The organism is Microbacterium sp. Ag1 (genome assembly GCF_001005635.1).
Taxonomy (GTDB): domain Bacteria; phylum Actinomycetota; class Actinomycetes; order Actinomycetales; family Microbacteriaceae; genus Microbacterium; species Microbacterium oxydans.
Window position 1 is genome coordinate 66633 of the sequence record NZ_LBCR01000021.1, and the last position, 15483, is coordinate 82115.

Sequence of the window (15483 nt, forward strand, 5' to 3'; positions counted from 1 at the left end):
GTCACGCCGTCGCAGGCCGCGGGTTCCCTGCTCCCGCCGAGCCCTGCTGCGTGCGCGGCGCGCCGGCCGGAGCCTCGACGGATGCCGCCAGCGAGACGTCCTTCTTCGGCACCTCGATCGGAGGACGCTCCGAGACCGGACGCCCTTCGCTCGAGAGCCACAGCGGGCGCTCCGGCAGCTTCTTGATCTCGGTGAAGATCTCCGCGATCTGGTTGTGGTCGAGGGTCTCCTCCTCGAGCAGGGCCAGGGCGAGCTTGTCGAGGATGTCGCGGTTCTCGCTGATGACCTCGTAGGCCTCGTTGTGCGCCTGCTCGATGAGCGCGCGCACCTCGGCGTCGACGCGCTCGGCGACCTTCTCGGAGTATTCGCGGCCACGGCCCATGTCGCGTGCGACGAACATGTCGCCGCCCTCGGTGCCGAGCTTGACCGGACCGACCTGCGTCGTCATGCCGTACTCGATGACCATCTTGCGAGCGATCGAGGTCGCCTTCTCGATGTCGTTCGAGGCACCGGTGGTGGGGTCGTGGAAGACGATCTCCTCCGCGACGCGGCCGCCCATGGCGTAGGTGAGCTGGTCCTGCAGTTCGTTGCGGGTGACCGAGTACTTGTCGTCGAGCGGCAGCACCATCGTGTAGCCGAGCGCCTTGCCACGAGGCAGGATCGTGATCTTGGTCACCGGGTCGGTGTAGTTCATCGCCGCCGCCGCGAGCGCGTGTCCGCCCTCGTGGTACGCCGTGATGAGCTTCTCCTTGTCCTTCATCACGCGGGTGCGGCGCTGCGGGCCGGCGATCACACGGTCGATGGCCTCGTCGAGGGCGCGGTTGTCGATGAGCTGCGCGTTCGAACGGGCCGTGAGCAGCGCGGCCTCGTTCAGCACGTTCGCCAGGTCGGCACCGGTGAAGCCGGGGGTCTTGCGGGCGACGACCTCGAGATCGACGTTCTTCGACAGCGGCTTGCCCTTGCTGTGCACCTCGAGGATCTTCTGGCGACCCTTGAGGTCGGGGGCGTCGACGCCGATCTGACGGTCGAAGCGGCCGGGGCGCAGCAGTGCGGGGTCGAGGATGTCCGGACGGTTGGTGGCCGCGATCACGATGACGTTCGCGTTCGGGTCGAAGCCGTCCATCTCGACGAGCATCTGGTTCAGCGTCTGCTCGCGCTCATCGTTTCCGCCGCCCATGCCGGCGCCGCGGTGACGACCGACGGCGTCGATCTCGTCGATGAAGATGATGGCCGGAGCGTTCTCCTTGGCCTGGCTGAAGAGGTCGCGCACGCGAGAGGCACCGACGCCGACGAACATCTCGACGAAGTCGGAACCGGAGATCGAGTAGAACGGGGCGCCGGCCTCACCGGCGACGGCGCGGGCGAGGAGGGTCTTTCCGGTTCCGGGAGGGCCGTACAGCAGCACGCCCTTCGGGATGCGGGCGCCGATCGCCTGGAACTTCGCGGGGTCCTGCAGGAACTCCTTGATCTCGTGGAGCTCCTCGATGGCCTCGTCGGCACCGGCCACATCGGCGAAGGTGACGGTCGGGGTCTCCTTGCTGACGAGCTTGGCCTTGGACTTGCCGAACTGCATGACCTTGCCGCCGCCGCCCTGCATGGAGGACAGGAGCCACCAGAACAGCAGACCGAGCAGCACGAGGGGAAGAAGAAGGGAGAGGAAGCCGTCGAACCAGGTCGCACGCGGGACGGCGTCGTTGAAGCCGTCCTTCGGCGCTGCATCGTTGACGGCCTTGACGACCTCGTCGGCGCGCGCATCGACGTAGTAGAACTGGACGTTCTCGGAGCCCTGGAACGGCTTGGAGAGCGTCATGTCGACGCGCTGATCGCCATCGGTGTTCACGACCTCGGTGACCGTGGTGCCGGAGAGGAGCTTCAGCCCCTCCTGCGTCGTGATCTGCTTGGGCGCACCCAGATTCGAGATCAGCAGGAAACCGCCGAACAGGAGCACGCCGATCAGCGCGACGTAGATCAGCGGATTCCGGGTGAGCTTCTTCACATCCATGATCGGATCAGCGTATCGCGCGCGCCCTAGGGGGTCGCTGTGCGTTCACCCACGGCGTAGCGTTCGACGGCGAGGTCGGAGTCGCCGCGTCACCGCGGCCGGGTCTGCGACCTCAGGAATAGACGTGCGGGGCGAGCACGGCGACGTCGCGCAGGTTGCGGTAGCGCTCTGCGTAGTCGAGGCCGTAACCGACGACGAACTCCACCGGGATGTCGAAGCCGACGTACTTGCAGTCGATCTCGACCTTCGCCGCCTCGGGCTTGCGCAGGAGCGCCAGCACCTCGATCGACTCGGCGCCGCGCGATCCGAAGTTCTCCAGCAGCCAGCTCAGCGTGAGGCCGGAATCGATGATGTCCTCGACGATGAGCACGTGTTTGCCGTTGAGGTCCGTGTCGAGGTCTTTCCGGATCTGCACCACGCCGCTCGACTTCGTGCTGGCACCGTAGCTCGACACGGCCATCCAGTCCATCGGAGCGTGGAACGGCAGCGCCCGCGCGAAGTCGGCCATCACCATCACCGCGCCCTTCAGCACGCCGACGAGGAGAAGGTCCTTGCCCGCGTAGTCCTCGGCGACCTGCGCTGCGAGCTCGTCGAGCTTGGCGTGGATCTCCTCCTCGGTGACGAGGATCTGTGCAAGGTCGTCCTGGATCTCCGCGGCGCGCATGGATCGATTTTAGGCGACGCGATCGGATGCTCGGTCCCAGGTCTGTTCATCGGGACGGCATCTGCCCCTCGCCGGGCATCCGCACTACTGTGAGCGGTGATGCGGGCGGACGCCCCGACGGAAGGATTCACCATGGCTCTTGACGACATCCTCAACCAGGTGCCGATCGACGACATCGCCGAGAAGCTGGGCGTCTCGCGGGACGAAGCCAAGGTCGCGGTCGAGCAGGGCGGCGCGGTGCTGCTCGGCGGCCTCGCCAAGAACGCCGAGACGGATGAGGGCTCCGCGGCGATCCGGAACGCGCTGAAGAAGCATGAGGGCGCTTCCGGCGCGTCGAAGGTCGACGACATCGATCAGGCCGACGGCGGCAAGATCGTCTCCCACATCCTCGGTTCGAAGGAGAAAGAGGTGACGAAGGAGCTCACGGAGTCGAAGGCGACCCCCGGCATCGACTTCGGCAAGCTCCTTCCGATCCTCGCCCCGATCGTGATGGGCCTGATCGCGAACGCGACCAAGGACAAGTCGGCAAAGGCCGACGCGGGCGCGGAGGGCTCCGGCGGTATCGGCGATGTGATCGGCGGACTGCTGGGTGGCGGCGGCTCGTCCGGCGGCATCGGCGATGTCATCGGCGGACTCCTCGGCGGCGGCAACAGCAGCGGTTCCGGCGGCGGCATCGACCTCGGCGGGATTCTCGGCGGCCTGTTCGGCGGCAAGAAGTAAGACCACATGCACGCATCCGGTCGCGCAGCGGTGGTCCCCGCTCAGCGACCGGATGCGGCGAAGACGATGCGCCCCCCGTGGCGCATCGCCGAGCACTCCGGCAGGTCGATCGGCCCCTGCCCATTCCAGTCGGTGACCAGCCGCGCGACCTCGATCGTCTGCGACCTGGTCAGGCTCACCCCGAACTCGCTGTCGACGACGAGCCGGATGATCCGGTTGCGCAGTGCGGCGGGATTCGCGGCGAGCGCCGCCACGCTGACGGAGATCCCGGCTTCCGCATGCTCGACGATGTCCTCGATCGTCTCGTGGATCATCTCGTCGAACGCCTCGGCGTCCTCCCGGAGCTGCTCCGCCGTGCGGGCGAGGGCCTCGGCGATGCCGGGACCGAGCTCGTCTTCGAGAACCGGGAGCACGCGCTCGCGCACCCGGACCCTGGCGTAGCGGTCGTCGCGGTTGTGCGGATCGTCCCACGGCGTGAGGTCGGAGGCGACGCAGAAAGCGCGCGTCGTCTCGCGGCGCACGCCAAGGAGCGGACGCACCCATCGCACACCGTCCTCATCCTCACGGACCGGAGCCATCCCCTGCAGGCTGGCCGCCCCGGAGCCACGAGCCAGGCCGAGCAGAACGGTCTCCGCCTGGTCGTCGAGCGTGTGCCCGAGAAGCACGGCGGCGGCTCCGACGTCGGCAGCCGCGTCTCGCAGCACCCGGTATCGCGCCTCTCGGGCAGCGGCCTCAGGACCGCCCTCCCCTGCGACGTCCACGCTCACGATCAACGGGTCGAGGCCGAGGTCGGCGGCTGCACGAGCCGCCACGGATGCGACCTCTGCCGAGTCGTGCTGCAGGCCGTGATCGACGGTCAGGGACGCGACACGAAGTCCGAGCTTGGGCGCTTCGAACGCGACGGCCGCGGCGAGCGCGAGCGAATCCGCACCCCCGGACAGGGCGACGATGACGGTCGCTCCCTCGGGAAGGTCGGCGAGCGCGGTGCGCACGGCGAGGCGGATCTCGGCGATGGCGGGAGCGAGTGACGGCACGCCTCCACGCTAGGGCACCGCAGGGAACGGCGCGCCCTGTCCCGATCGCCGGCGACGGCTGCGGGCGGGGCTATCCTGACGCCGTGACCGATGAGACGAGCACACGACCGTTCCGCACCGAGAGGTTCAAGGCCTTCGTCGATGCCGTCGTCGCGATCGCCATGACACTGCTCATCCTCCCGCTGATGGAGTCCGTCTCCGAAGCGGCTTCCGGTCAGCTGACCACCGCCGAATTCCTGAACGAGCACGCGGGTCAGCTGCTCAGCTTCGGGTTGAGCTTCCTCCTCATCGCGACGTTCTGGATGGGCCACCATCGCCAGTACCGCGACGTGGAGTGGATCACTGTCCCCCTCCTTTGGATCAACGTCGCGTGGATGGCGACGATCGTCTGGCTGCCCGTTCCCACGGCGATGATCGGGCAGATGGACACCGATGCCCTCCAGGCGGTGGTCTACATCGGCACGCTGATCATGACGCAGGTGACGACTCTCGCCGGCTGGCTCTATCTCGCACGCCACCGCGAACTCACCACGGCGTCGACCGAGACCATCCGGCTGGGGGCGATCGGAGACCTCGCGGCGATCATCCTGTTCGCCGCAGCCCTCGTCATCGCCGTCCTCGCTGCGCCGAACGGGTACGCCGGGCTCTTCCTGCTGCTGCTCAGCGACCCGACGAGCCGGCTGTTGAATCGGCTGCTGCGCAGGCGCGGAACCGAAGAGCCGCGGCCGGAGACCGACGCCGGACCCTGAGCGCTCGCGACCAACGGGGGTGCGAGCGCCGCAGGTAGGCTAGTCGGCGGTATCCAACCGAACTTTTCCTGAGGAGCACACGCATGGGCGCACACGACGCCGTCATCGAGATCCCGCGCGGCAGCCGCGTGAAGTACGAGGTCGACCACGAGACCGGGCGAGTACACCTCGACCGCGTGCTCTACACGACCTTCGGCTACCCGGCCGACTACGGCTACTTCGACAACACGCTCGGCGAGGACGGCGACCCGCTCGACGTGCTCGTGCTGCTCGACCACGCCATCTACCCGGGCGTCGTCGTGGAGGTCCGCCCCGTCGCCGTGCTCAAGATGAGCGACGAGGCCGGCGGAGACGACAAGCTCGTCGCCGTGCTCTCCAAGGACCCGCGCTGGGCCCACATCCAGGACATCGACGACATCGCCGAGTACACGAAGAAGGAGATCGCGCACTTCTTCGAGCACTACAAGGACCTCGAGCCCAACAAGTGGGTCAAGGTCGACGAGTGGGGGAACGCCGCCGAGGCGCAGCGCATCCTCGACGAGGCGATCGTCCGTTTCGGCGAGCAGGGCCACTGACCCTCACGCACGCAGAAGACCCCCGGTTCCGCTCAGCGGCCGGGGGTCTTCTTCATGTCAGGAGGGAGCGGCTCAGGCCGACACTCCGCGATCGCCGAGGAACGCGACGGGATTCACGGGGCGACCGCCGACGTAGACCTCGAAGTGGAGGTGGCAGCCGAACGAGCGGCCGGTGTTGCCCGCATATGCGATGACCTGGCCGGAGTTCACGCGCTGACCCGAACGGACGAGGATGCCGCCGTCGCGGATGTGGGCGTAGCCCGTGCCGATGCCGCCGCCGTGCTGGATGCGGATGTAGTTGCCGTAACCGGAGTTGGGGCCTGCATAGTCGACGGTCCCGGAGTTCGCGGCGTAGATCGGAGAGCCACAGCCGTTGGCGAAGTCGGTTCCGTAGTGGAAGGACGAGGAGCAGCCCTGGGAGCCGCACTGCACGGAGCGAGGACCGTAGCCCGAGCTCTTCCCGCCGCCGTGCGGACGGCACCAGCCGCCGGAGCCCTGGCTTCCGCCACCGCCTCCGCCTCCACCGCCACCGCCGGCAGCGGCGGCCGCCGCTGCGGCAGCACGCTCGGCCGCTTCGCGTTCGCGACGGGCCTTCGCCTCGGCTTCGACACCGGCCTGGTAGCCGGCCACGGTCTGGGTCGTCACGTCCTTGAGGGCCGCAAGCTGAGCCTGCATGGTGGCGAGGTTCGCGGACTGCTCGTCCAGGGCAGCCTGAGCTGCTTCCGCCGCCTGCTGCGCGACGACCATCTTCTCTTCGGCGACCTTCTGCAGCCGGTCGCGCTCGTTGCGAGCGACGACGGCCTGATCGCTGAGCGACTGCGCGGAGTTTCGCGCGGCGACAGCCTTGTCGTAGACCGACTGGTTGTACTCGAGCAGCTTGTCCATCGTGCCGAGGCGGGCGAGCAGCTCATCGGCGTTGTTCGCCGACCCGGCGAAGAACAGCTCCATGGAGGTGTCGTCGCCGCCGTTGCGGTAGAGCTGCGCGGCGACCTGTCCCGCCTTGCGGGCAGAACTGTCGGCGACCGCAGCCTGCTCGTCGGCCTTCGCCTGCAGGGTGTCGGCTTCGGTCGCTGCGGCGAAGTACGCCTGCTGCGCGTCGTAGAACTCCTGGGATGCGACCTTCGCCGCGGCCTGCGTCTCGGCGACCTTCTGCGTGAGGGACTGGATCAGCCCTTCGATACGCGAGACCTCAGCAGCCTTGGCCGCCTCGTTGTTCTTCGCTCGCTGCACGTCATCCCAGCTCGGGTACGTGGCGGCATACGCGGCGCTCACACCGTTGGTGATGCCGAAGGCGCTGAGCGCCACGACGCCGAGCGCGCCGATGCCGAGGGCTCCTCGACGACTGATGCCTGTCGTACCGAAGGCGCGGCGTTCTGTGGGAGTGGGCGCGCAGCCGCAGTCCTCGGACGCTGCTGCGACCGCAGCATCCAGCGTGATCTTGTCGTTCACACGGCCCCTTCCGCCGGTTTCACAGTTGCCACAGTAACAACAACTTTCACATCCGCACCAGGGGCACGGCCGCTCCTCCGCCCTCCACCGACCCCTCGATCGTGCCCCGGAAACACGCCCGGGTTGCGGCGCCGCGCCCTCGATTCGCGATTTGCCTGAAACATCCCTTATGCTTGAGCGTCGGCAAGGAAGTCCCCCGGGACTGACTCGGCCCCATCGTTTAGCGGCCTAGGACGCCGCCCTTTCACGGCGGTAGCACGGGTTCGAATCCCGTTGGGGTCACACCTTCCGATATAATTAAACAAGTATGGCCCTGTAGCGCAGTTGGTTAGCGTGCCGCCCTGTCACGGCGGAGGTCGCGGGTTCAAGTCCCGTCAGGGTCGCTCCGTGCGACGAGCTCTTTCTTCGGAGAGGGCTCTTCGTCTAGGACGCGACAGGTTCGCCGGTCGCGCGGCTCTGTAGCTCAGTTGGTAGAGCGTTCGACTGAAAATCGAAAGGTCACCGGATCGATGCCGGTCGGAGCCACACGAGTGATCGTTACAATCACTCCAGAAACCCTCGCCTAGCTTCTACATGGCGAGGGTTTTGCTTTGCCCTGGTGAGGGGGCGGTTTCTGCGCCTATCCCAAGGCGAACCACCCCAGCAGTCGAGCCAGCGGGATTCGCTGCCGCCGAGCATGTGCAGTCAAGCCGGACGCACGCAAGGGGGAGCTTGTGCCGGTGTTGTGCCGGTTCGTCAAACCAGATACTCCCAAGTAGATGGACGCGAGTATCTGGGTGCATCTGTCGCAGAGCAGTACGTCGTCTCGGGTTTGACCATCGAGGGACAAGAGGACTTCTGGCGCGAGTGTGCGTACGTAGTTCTGGTAACGAAGGAGTTCACGCTGCTCGACGTCGGGATCGAGTGCTCCTCGACCGCCACAGACGATGAGTTCGCGAGCCCGGGGCCGTCCACCCGTCGGCTACGAACTTGTGAGAACTTTCTTTACTCATTCAAGGCCGGCCTCTCGGCCGTTGAGGGTGGGCGACTTGCGGTGCGTCCGGTCCTCGCTTCGCTGCGGTCCGGGCGCTCCTCAGTCGCCCACCCTCAATGCTGCTACTGCTGATCCGTCGACGGCCAGCTATCGCCTTGCCAGCGCGTAAATCTCGCGGACGAAGCTGAGAAGGTCACAAAGTCCTGGTCGCCGTCGAGAACGGCGAGCAGTATGTCGTGCTGCGGAAACGCCTGTTGCGCGCGCTTAGAGTCGCGGAAGGCGCCGTCCACTGCAACAACGACCGCAGGAGCTCCATACTCAGGCAGACGGCTTTCCCGCATGAATGTCTTCCACTGAACGAAGTCTCCCGGTTTGAACGCAGGGACGTCATCCAGAGATTCGTATGCACGTCGAAGGTCTGATTCGTAGCCCGCGGTTGAGATGTACTCACCGTATTTCCGGGTTCGCGCGGCTAGCTCCGCCTGATATGACGCGTAGAGTGACGCGAAAGGATCGACCCCGTGGTCATCTCCAGCGTCTTCGCCTTCATCCTCGTCGGAGTCGGTCAAAGACTCATCATCGTCTTGGTCTTCGAGCAGCTCATCGTCGTTCAATGCAAAGCATCCTCTCGCGCCTCGATGTGTCTGGCTATCTCTTGAACCCATCCGCGAATTCGATTGTCATCCGCAACCATCTGGAATGCGGCGCGGGTTCGCGGCTGAGTCCACGGCACCTTGGCACCCTCGCTCCACCGAGCTTCAAGAAGCCACTCTCGCCGATCCTTGAACTCCTGATCGAATGAATTGAAGCCGTCGAAGAGCGCATCGACTACCACCGATTCCTCGCGAATCCACTCGTAGCCATCTCGATCGCGTGTCTCGTGAAAGTACAACGCTCGGTCGAGTGCGCGCTCAGCAGATGGCACTGTCACACTTGCCTCAAGCAGCTCAAATAGCGTGCGAGCTTCTCCTACCGACTTCTCGAGCGGGTCGAAAAGAGCCTTGTGCATTGAAACCGCAAGTCGGCCGGCAATTGATTCAAAAAGCTCAGCGAACGCGCGGCGACTGCCGACCGACCAACGGAAACCTCCAGCAAGTGTTTGCCAAGCGCCTAGTTTGAATGCCTCATCAGATAGCCCGCTAACACTTCGGAGCATGCGGACGTACTTTGCACCGGCGACCCAGACCGTGGACCCCTCGGAAATCTCGATGTCAGATCCCGTGAACGACATAAACCGATCATCGCCGGTAGAAGCCACCTTCAGCGTCGAAGTGCGCCACTCGAGTCCCGTGGCGACAAGAGCACCACTCTCCTCCCCGGATTCGCCGGTCAGAACCACGACAGGAGCAAGCTCCGCAACTCGACCCTCAAGTCCCCGAGTGTCACCAGTGAATCCAACTAGCTTCACGGCCACAACGTCACCACCTTCATGAAGAAGCCAAGTAATTAATCATCTCATCCACAGGGTTGGGCGTCTCTTCGACATGCTCTGCAACCCAGCGGAGATGTTCGAGACGCTCCCCGCGAGCCAGCCACCGTTGATCCCGCAACCAAGAGAGGTACACAGACCTCCGACCGTCCATGAGGTAGACCCGGGAGACCTGGATGCTCTCGCCGGCTCCCACATTCTTACGCAGCCGCGCCTCCCACGTCCACGACTGGCTCGAGGCTGTGGATAAGTCGATCTCGGGCGGCAGTACCCCCGTGGGCGCGACATCGACTCGATAGTCACCTAGACCACCGATCGCTTCGTCTACCCACTGGGCGAACGGGAGCTGATAGTCCGGGCAGGTGAAAGACCAGCGATGGAGTAGCTCACTTTTCTGAGCGGCAGTCATTTCGTCGATCAGCGGCACGTGACCATGCCACAGTCCTCCCGAGTCGAACGGAACGGCCGCGGCGTAGTCTGACGCGCTGTCCATGAATGCCACGACGGAGTCGCCAAAATGAGGGTGCGGACGCTCAACATAGAAGTAGGTACTCGGTTGTATACCGAGCCCCTGCTCAGCTTCACTCGTCTTTGGACCCGAAGTGATTGCGTCGAAGTCGCGGGTGACTCGGCGATAGAGGAGCTCCATCCATGTCACCGATGCACGCGCTTCCGCCACCTCGCGTTGTCCCTGCACCCAGCTGACCACCGAACCCCCTTACTTTGAACATAGCGTGAAATAGCGATCCCAGGCCGCTCATCGACCGTCACAGTGCGCGAGAGACACACTCCCTAGGTGCCGGTTCTGTGCCGGTAGCTCCGCTGAAAGCACCCTCGACCAGCCGTCACCAACCGTGACGACTTCCGCGGAATTATGCGGCAAACGGCCACCAACGAGTACCCGCTGACCCGCCGCATCCAACTGAAAATCGAAAGGTCACCGGATCGATGCCGGTCGGAGCCACACGAGTGATCGTTACAATCACTCCAGAAACCCTCGCCTAGCTTCTACATGGCGGGGGTTTTGCTTTGCCCGCGGGCGAGACCTTTCCACCGACGCCCTGTGATCAACTGGTCCGTATGCGTCCCGAGCAGTCGTCCGTCATCCCGGTCGAAGTCCTCCGAGGCTTCCGGTCCCGGGACGACACGACGCGTGAATGGGCGGCCCAGGTGTCAGCCGTCGCGCTGGACCTGCTGCAGCGGTGGGAGCTCCGCCCTGAAGGCACGGTCCGATCGGGAGAGGCCGGGGTCCTCGTTCCGGTGCGCCGTGCCGATGGAACGCCCGCGGCGTTGAAGCTGCAGGTCCCTTGCGCCGAGACCACGGCTGCGATCATCGGCCTCACCCGTTGGCAGGGAGCCGGCATCGTCCGCCTGCTGGACAGTGATGCCGACCGCGGAGGGATGCTGCTCGAACGCCTCCAGGGAGATCGCGCTCTGGAGACCGTCGAAGATGACGATGCTGCCGTCCGCGTGGTCGGTGGCCTCCTCGCACGCCTGCACGCTGTGGCCGCCCCGGACGGGCTCCCCCGGCTCGCGACGGTCACCGCCGAGATGATCGACGATGCTCCTGCGGCAGCGCGCGTGCTCGACGACGACGACCGGTCCCGGCTGGACCGATGGGTCGACACGGTGTCGGCGGTGGCCGACGACACCGGCGACCGCCTCCTGCACTGGGACCTGCACTACGGCAACGTGCTCGCAGCCGACCGCGAACCCTGGCTGGCGATCGACCCGGAGCCGCTCGTCGGCGATCCCGGATTCGACCTCTGGCCCGCGCTCGACAGCGGGTGGAGCGACGATCCCGCCCGCACCGATGCACCCCGGCTCGTACGGCGACGCTTCGACATCCTCACCGAGATGCTCGACCTCGACCGCCAGCGCGCTGCCGCCTGGACCCGTGCCCGCCTGCTGCAGAACACCCTGTGGGACATCGAAGACGGTCAGCCCGCCATCAGCGCGGCAGCGAAGCTGGTTGACGATGCGCTCCTCGCCGCCCACAGCTCCGACATGCGGTGAACGCACCGAAACGGGTTCGCGTCGAGCGCTCCTCGCGAGGTGGAAGGCCCCGTCGTCGTCACAGCGATTCCGCGGCCTCCCGCGCCCGCTCCAGATCGCGCGCCGCCGCTTCCCTTCGCTGAGCCGCGGCGGCGCGCTCCTCCTCTACGCGCGACACCTCGGCCTCGGCGCGCTCGGCATCGGCGCGGGCGCGGGCGAGCTCGGCCTCGAGTTCGGCGGTCCGGTCCGAGAGTTCCGAGATGTGCGCTCGCGCCCTCTGCAGCGCCGCATCCCACCGTGCGAGTTCGCGCTCCGCGACCGCGTGCTCCTTCTCCGCCGCCGCGATCGCCCGCTCGGCGTCCCGGCGCGCCCGTCGCGCCTGCAATTCATCCGTCGGAGGTCGAGGCGCCGGCTCGCGGTCGGGCACGTCGCCCGCCACCGCCTCACGGATCTCGCTCGCCGTGGCCGAGGGATCGAGAGCCCGCAGTAGTCGGCCGGAAGCGACGGCTGCGGCCGCCGCCGGATCGAAGAACGCCGCCGAGATGGTCTGCTCGACCGCCTCGAGCGTCGACGGCGTCACGCGCTCCCCGCGCGCCGCGGCCAGCTCTCCTGCGGCCTGAGCGAGCCGCCGGGTGAGGGCACGGCGTTCCCGTCCCAGCTTCGCCAGCGCCGGGGCGTCCAGGTCGTCCTGGGCTTCGCGAAGCTCTCGCGCGAGCTCCAGCGCCTCCCCGAGCTGCGCCGCCCGCTCGCGCGCGAACACGTTCACCACCCAGGCCGCGATCGACGGCTTCCTGAGAGCGAGGATCCGGGAGGCGAGCTCCGGATCAGCCTCCCCCGCCCGGGCCTTGCGCGACGCCACGAACGATTCCGGGGCGTCGGAGTACAGCACGGCTGCGATCTCCTCGAACGTGGGACCGACCATGCCGCCACCCTACGCCGATACCGGTCGCCCGCCCGGGCTCCGCCCTGTGATCCCGCCCGCGATCACAGCAGGTCGTACTCCCCGCCGTACGGCACCGCACTGTCGCCGGTGTCCCGCGCGTCGAATTCCACCGTCTCGACCGAGATCACGACGTGTGTGACCGAGGAGATCAACACGCTGACCGAGCGATTGCCCACCACCGAGAATTCGACGAACCCGCCTCCGGTCTGGATCGCCTCCTCTATCCGACCTCTCAGCTCGACGGCATCCTCCCCCTGCGCCAGGAAGAACTCTGATTCATTGAGCGCAATCCGCGTGCGCGCCATCGTCTGCACCTTGTCCTCCGCTCGTTGTCATTCCGTTGTCGTCATGCTGAGACGGTAACGAGTACATCCGGGCTCGCAGAGGGGGTTGCGCATGGGCCGCAGAAGAGGCAGTGCGCCGGTGTACCGTGATCACATGGGCAGACTCCGCTACGACGGGACCTCGGATCCGATCCTCATCGAAGACGCGACTCTGGCGCACCTCAAGATCGTCATCTCGACCAAGCTCCGCCGCCAGGAGAGCTTCATGATGACCTGGCTCCCGGTCAACGGCGGGGTCGACAAGCGCGCCACCGTGTGGATCCATCCGGCGATCCCGCTGCAGTTCGGGTACGACGCCGCCGAGCCTCCGGCGATCGATCCGCGACTGATCGCCGACATGATGCAGGCGCTCAACGCGTCGGGCGAACTCGTGCTCGATCATCTGATCTCCCCCGCCTGACCCCGAGTACCTCCGCAGGACCCGCCGCGGATCCGGCTACGCTGTGCCCGTGGATGCCGCCCCCTATCTCCTGCTCGGTCTGCCGATCCTCGCGCTGATCATCGGCGGCCCGATCCTCAGGAGTCGTATGGGTCGCCGTGCCTCTGCAACCGGAGCCAAGGCAGGAAAGAAGTTCGCGGACGAGAAGCTCGAGACGGCGCTCGGCGAACTCGGCACCACTCTGGTGATCCACGCACCAGAGCCGCGCGCGAGAGAGATCATCGCCTCCGCGATGGCGGGGAAGGAACGGGAGTACGTGATCCGCAGCGACGGCGGTTACGGCATCCGCTTCGTCGAACCCGATGACACGCTCGTCCGACTCGGTCCCGTCACCGAGGGCACCCGGATGCAGATCGAGACCTTCCGCGACTACTTCGGTTTTCCCCAGACCGTTCAGTTCTGGACGGAGCTGCGTGCACGGGTCGCCGCCGCGGCGGAGGCCCACGAGGTCACGGTCGCAGAGGGCAAGCCCATCCGCTACGTCCGCGGCGAGACGATCGACGACCGGAACGCCCGCTGGGTGCAGGCCCCCTGACCTGGGTCACGCGCCTTCAGCCGATGCAGGCGAAACACGGACGCACAACAAACCGCAGACGCAACTAGGCTGGAGGGCGCGCCCCGCCCGCCGGGCCTCCGCCGGGTCACGGTGGTGGCGTGCGCCCTGACGACCTCCTCCGGTCCACACGGTCCCGACTGACGGGACGGAGCCGCCGCTCCCGGTGTGGCCACGCCAGAAAGGCAAATACCCATGAGCGAATCCCCCGGAACCGCAGACCGTGACGGCGAGCGCTCGCCGGACTTCTTCGACCAGCTGATCGAGACCTCGCCCCGCGACCAGCAGGGCGCGTTCACCATCGGCTTCCGCGGATACGACAAGGGCGAGGTCGACGCCGCACTCTCCGCGCTTCGCAACCAGCTCAAGCAGGCCGCCGCAGACGTGGCCGAGGCTCAGGCGCGCGAAGAAGAAGCCGTCGAAGCGGTGCGGGAAGAGGAGCGCAAGGCTCGCGAGGCGCTCGAGAGCGAGCTCACGGCCGCGAACGCCAAGGCCTCCGACGCCGAGCAGCAGGTCGCCACACTCACCTCCGAGCTCGTCGACGCCCCGCAGCCCGACGGCGAGGAGGCCCCGTCGCGCCAGCAGTTCGAAGCGATCCTCCGTGTCGCGGAAGAGCAGGCGAACGTCCTCATCCAGAACGCCGCGGTGCAGGCCGATCGCCTGATGACCTCCGCTCGCGAGGAGGTGGCCGCGCAGCGCGCCGAGGCCGAGGCCGACGCGGAGCGGATCACCGACCAGGCGCAGCGCGACGCCGACCAGGTGCGCCTGAAGATGGACACCGAGTACACGGCTCACGAGGCGCGCATCGAGCGCGAGGCCGCGCACGCCGCGGAGAAGGTGAACCAGGCCGCTCAGGAGGCCACGGCGATCCGCACCGAGGCCGAGAAGGGCGCGGCAGCACTGCGCTCCCTCGTCACCCGTGAGACGACCCAGCTGCGCGCCGATGCCGAGCGCGATGTGCGCGACATGAACGCCCGCGTGCTCGAGTTCGAGGAGACCCTCACCCGCCGTCAGGACGACGCGCAGCAGGAGTTCCTGGTGCTGCACAACCAGGCGGTGGCGCACGCGGAGCGGATCACCAACGACGCCAACGAGCAGGTCACGGCCTCGCTCGAGCACGCCCAGCGCATCTCTGCACGCGCCGAGGACTACGAGCGCCTGACCCGCTCGCAGGCGCAGGCGATCGAGGCCGAGGCTCAGGTCCGCGCACGTGAGACCCTGGAGCGCGCACGCGCCAAGGCCCAGAAGATCGTCGATTCGGTCACCGGCCACACCACTGCCGTGCTGCACGACGCGGAGGACCGCACCCGCCAGCTGCGGTGGCAGCAGCAGCAGCTGTCGAGCTTCATGGCGGAGGTGCGCGAACTCATCCGCCCCGACGGCATCTTCTCCGACGAGTCGCTGCCGACGGAGATCACCGGAGCGGACGCGCCTGCCGCCCCGGCTCCCGAAGCTGCGGTCGCCGACGAGGCGCCGGAGGAGACCTTCCTCGGCGACGAGGTGCTCGAGGACGAACTCGACGATGACCGTCCGCTCGAGAAGATCACGATCGACGTGGTGGAGACCAAGAAGAAGTCCTCAAAGTAGACCCACGAACGACAGAGGCGCGAGCAG

The 15483-nt window shown here is 66.8% G+C and carries 16 protein-coding genes and 3 tRNA genes; 10 read left to right on the top strand and 9 right to left on the bottom strand.

Features of this window, described 5'->3' with window-relative positions:
* Nucleotide 1 precedes the first annotated feature (1 nt).
* Nucleotides 2–2002, bottom strand: coding sequence for an ATP-dependent zinc metalloprotease FtsH (ftsH, locus tag AAY78_RS02285; RefSeq protein WP_046746746.1), 2001 nt, complete (start codon nt 2000–2002; stop codon nt 2–4).
* A gap of 112 nt (nt 2003–2114) precedes the next feature.
* A complete protein-coding gene (gene hpt / locus AAY78_RS02290; RefSeq protein WP_046746747.1) occupies nt 2115–2666 on the bottom strand; it encodes a hypoxanthine phosphoribosyltransferase in 552 nt (183 codons plus the stop codon).
* Between the two features lie 132 nt (nt 2667–2798).
* Here hpt and AAY78_RS02295 point away from each other — a divergent pair, with 132 nt between their 5' ends.
* Nucleotides 2799–3386, top strand: coding sequence for a DUF937 domain-containing protein (locus AAY78_RS02295; protein ID WP_046746748.1), 588 nt, complete (start codon nt 2799–2801; stop codon nt 3384–3386).
* 41 nt (nt 3387–3427) lie between these two features.
* On the opposite strand, the gene tilS is transcribed toward AAY78_RS02295, so the two are convergent.
* Complete coding sequence (gene tilS / locus AAY78_RS02300; protein WP_046746749.1) at nt 3428–4420, bottom strand: tRNA lysidine(34) synthetase TilS; 993 nt, start codon at nt 4418–4420, stop codon at nt 3428–3430.
* Nucleotides 4421–4503: 83 nt separating this feature from the next.
* On the opposite strand from tilS, the gene AAY78_RS02305 reads away from it, so the two are divergent.
* Nucleotides 4504–5169 carry a TMEM175 family protein gene (locus AAY78_RS02305; RefSeq protein ID WP_046746750.1) on the top strand — a complete coding sequence of 222 codons (666 nt, stop codon included), beginning with the start codon at nt 4504–4506 and terminating at the stop codon, nt 5167–5169.
* 83 nt (nt 5170–5252) lie between these two features.
* Entirely contained in the window at nt 5253–5744 is a 492-nt protein-coding gene (locus tag AAY78_RS02310) for an inorganic diphosphatase (RefSeq protein WP_017204665.1), read from the top strand.
* 72 nt (nt 5745–5816) lie between these two features.
* On the opposite strand, the gene AAY78_RS02315 is transcribed toward AAY78_RS02310, so the two are convergent.
* Nucleotides 5817–7193 (bottom strand): M23 family metallopeptidase, encoded by a 1377-nt coding sequence (locus tag AAY78_RS02315; RefSeq protein WP_052748611.1) that lies wholly within the window; start codon nt 7191–7193, stop codon nt 5817–5819.
* 209 nt (nt 7194–7402) lie between these two features.
* On the opposite strand from AAY78_RS02315, the gene AAY78_RS02320 reads away from it, so the two are divergent.
* From AAY78_RS02320 to AAY78_RS02330, 3 genes are all read left to right on the top strand, one after another.
* Nucleotides 7403–7475 (top strand) — tRNA-Glu (locus AAY78_RS02320).
* Between the two features lie 27 nt (nt 7476–7502).
* Nucleotides 7503–7576, top strand: a tRNA-Asp gene (locus AAY78_RS02325).
* 69 nt (nt 7577–7645) lie between these two features.
* A tRNA-Phe gene (locus AAY78_RS02330) sits at nt 7646–7718 on the top strand.
* Nucleotides 7719–8288: 570 nt separating this feature from the next.
* Here AAY78_RS02330 and AAY78_RS02335 read toward each other — a convergent pair.
* From AAY78_RS02335 to AAY78_RS02345, 3 genes are all read right to left on the bottom strand, one after another.
* Nucleotides 8289–8780: a hypothetical protein gene (locus tag AAY78_RS02335; protein ID WP_046746751.1), complete on the bottom strand. Its 492-nt coding sequence runs from the start codon at nt 8778–8780 to the stop codon at nt 8289–8291.
* Nucleotides 8777–9505, bottom strand: coding sequence for a hypothetical protein (locus AAY78_RS19665; RefSeq protein ID WP_156172597.1), 729 nt, complete (start codon nt 9503–9505; stop codon nt 8777–8779). Before AAY78_RS19665 ends, AAY78_RS02335 begins: the two co-directional genes overlap by 4 nt.
* An 88-nt stretch (nt 9506–9593) precedes the next feature.
* Nucleotides 9594–10304, bottom strand: coding sequence for a hypothetical protein (locus AAY78_RS02345; protein WP_156172598.1), 711 nt, complete (start codon nt 10302–10304; stop codon nt 9594–9596).
* Nucleotides 10305–10675: 371 nt separating this feature from the next.
* Between AAY78_RS02345 and AAY78_RS02350 the strand changes: the two genes are divergently transcribed.
* On the top strand, nt 10676–11611 hold the full coding sequence (locus tag AAY78_RS02350; RefSeq protein WP_046746754.1) for an aminoglycoside phosphotransferase family protein: 936 nt from the start codon (nt 10676–10678) through the stop codon (nt 11609–11611).
* A gap of 58 nt (nt 11612–11669) precedes the next feature.
* Here AAY78_RS02350 and AAY78_RS02355 read toward each other — a convergent pair whose 3' ends face one another.
* Together AAY78_RS02355 and AAY78_RS02360 are read right to left on the bottom strand one after the other, a co-directional pair.
* Nucleotides 11670–12512: a hypothetical protein gene (locus AAY78_RS02355; RefSeq protein WP_046746755.1), complete on the bottom strand. Its 843-nt coding sequence runs from the start codon at nt 12510–12512 to the stop codon at nt 11670–11672.
* 62 nt (nt 12513–12574) lie between these two features.
* Nucleotides 12575–12838: a hypothetical protein gene (locus tag AAY78_RS02360; protein WP_218867944.1), complete on the bottom strand. Its 264-nt coding sequence runs from the start codon at nt 12836–12838 to the stop codon at nt 12575–12577.
* A gap of 133 nt (nt 12839–12971) precedes the next feature.
* Here AAY78_RS02360 and AAY78_RS02365 point away from each other — a divergent pair, with 133 nt between their 5' ends.
* The 3 genes from AAY78_RS02365 (at nt 12972) to AAY78_RS02375 (ending at nt 15456) form a co-directional block, all read left to right on the top strand.
* Nucleotides 12972–13277: a DUF7882 family protein gene (locus AAY78_RS02365; RefSeq protein ID WP_046746757.1), complete on the top strand. Its 306-nt coding sequence runs from the start codon at nt 12972–12974 to the stop codon at nt 13275–13277.
* A 49-nt stretch (nt 13278–13326) separates the two neighbouring features.
* Nucleotides 13327–13851, top strand: coding sequence for a hypothetical protein (locus tag AAY78_RS02370; RefSeq protein ID WP_230977961.1), 525 nt, complete (start codon nt 13327–13329; stop codon nt 13849–13851).
* Between the two features lie 213 nt (nt 13852–14064).
* Nucleotides 14065–15456 (top strand): hypothetical protein, encoded by a 1392-nt coding sequence (locus tag AAY78_RS02375; protein ID WP_046746759.1) that lies wholly within the window; start codon nt 14065–14067, stop codon nt 15454–15456.
* Nucleotides 15457–15483 lie beyond the last annotated feature (27 nt).

What these genes read in the sequence shown, in the direction of transcription:
- ftsH (WP_046746746.1), bottom strand. Translation starts at nt 2,002, where the DNA reads ATGGATGTGAAGAAGCTCACCCGGAATCCGCTGATCTACGTCGCGCTG.
- hpt (WP_046746747.1), bottom strand. Translation starts at nt 2,666, where the DNA reads ATGCGCGCCGCGGAGATCCAGGACGACCTTGCACAGATCCTCGTCACC.
- AAY78_RS02295 (WP_046746748.1), top strand. Translation starts at nt 2,799, where the DNA reads ATGGCTCTTGACGACATCCTCAACCAGGTGCCGATCGACGACATCGCC.
- AAY78_RS02310 (WP_017204665.1), top strand. Translation starts at nt 5,253, where the DNA reads ATGGGCGCACACGACGCCGTCATCGAGATCCCGCGCGGCAGCCGCGTG.
- AAY78_RS02350 (WP_046746754.1), top strand. Translation starts at nt 10,676, where the DNA reads ATGCGTCCCGAGCAGTCGTCCGTCATCCCGGTCGAAGTCCTCCGAGGC.
- AAY78_RS02355 (WP_046746755.1), bottom strand. Translation starts at nt 12,512, where the DNA reads ATGGTCGGTCCCACGTTCGAGGAGATCGCAGCCGTGCTGTACTCCGAC.
- AAY78_RS02360 (WP_218867944.1), bottom strand. Translation starts at nt 12,838, where the DNA reads ATGGCGCGCACGCGGATTGCGCTCAATGAATCAGAGTTCTTCCTGGCG.
- AAY78_RS02365 (WP_046746757.1), top strand. Translation starts at nt 12,972, where the DNA reads ATGGGCAGACTCCGCTACGACGGGACCTCGGATCCGATCCTCATCGAA.
- AAY78_RS02375 (WP_046746759.1), top strand. Translation starts at nt 14,065, where the DNA reads ATGAGCGAATCCCCCGGAACCGCAGACCGTGACGGCGAGCGCTCGCCG.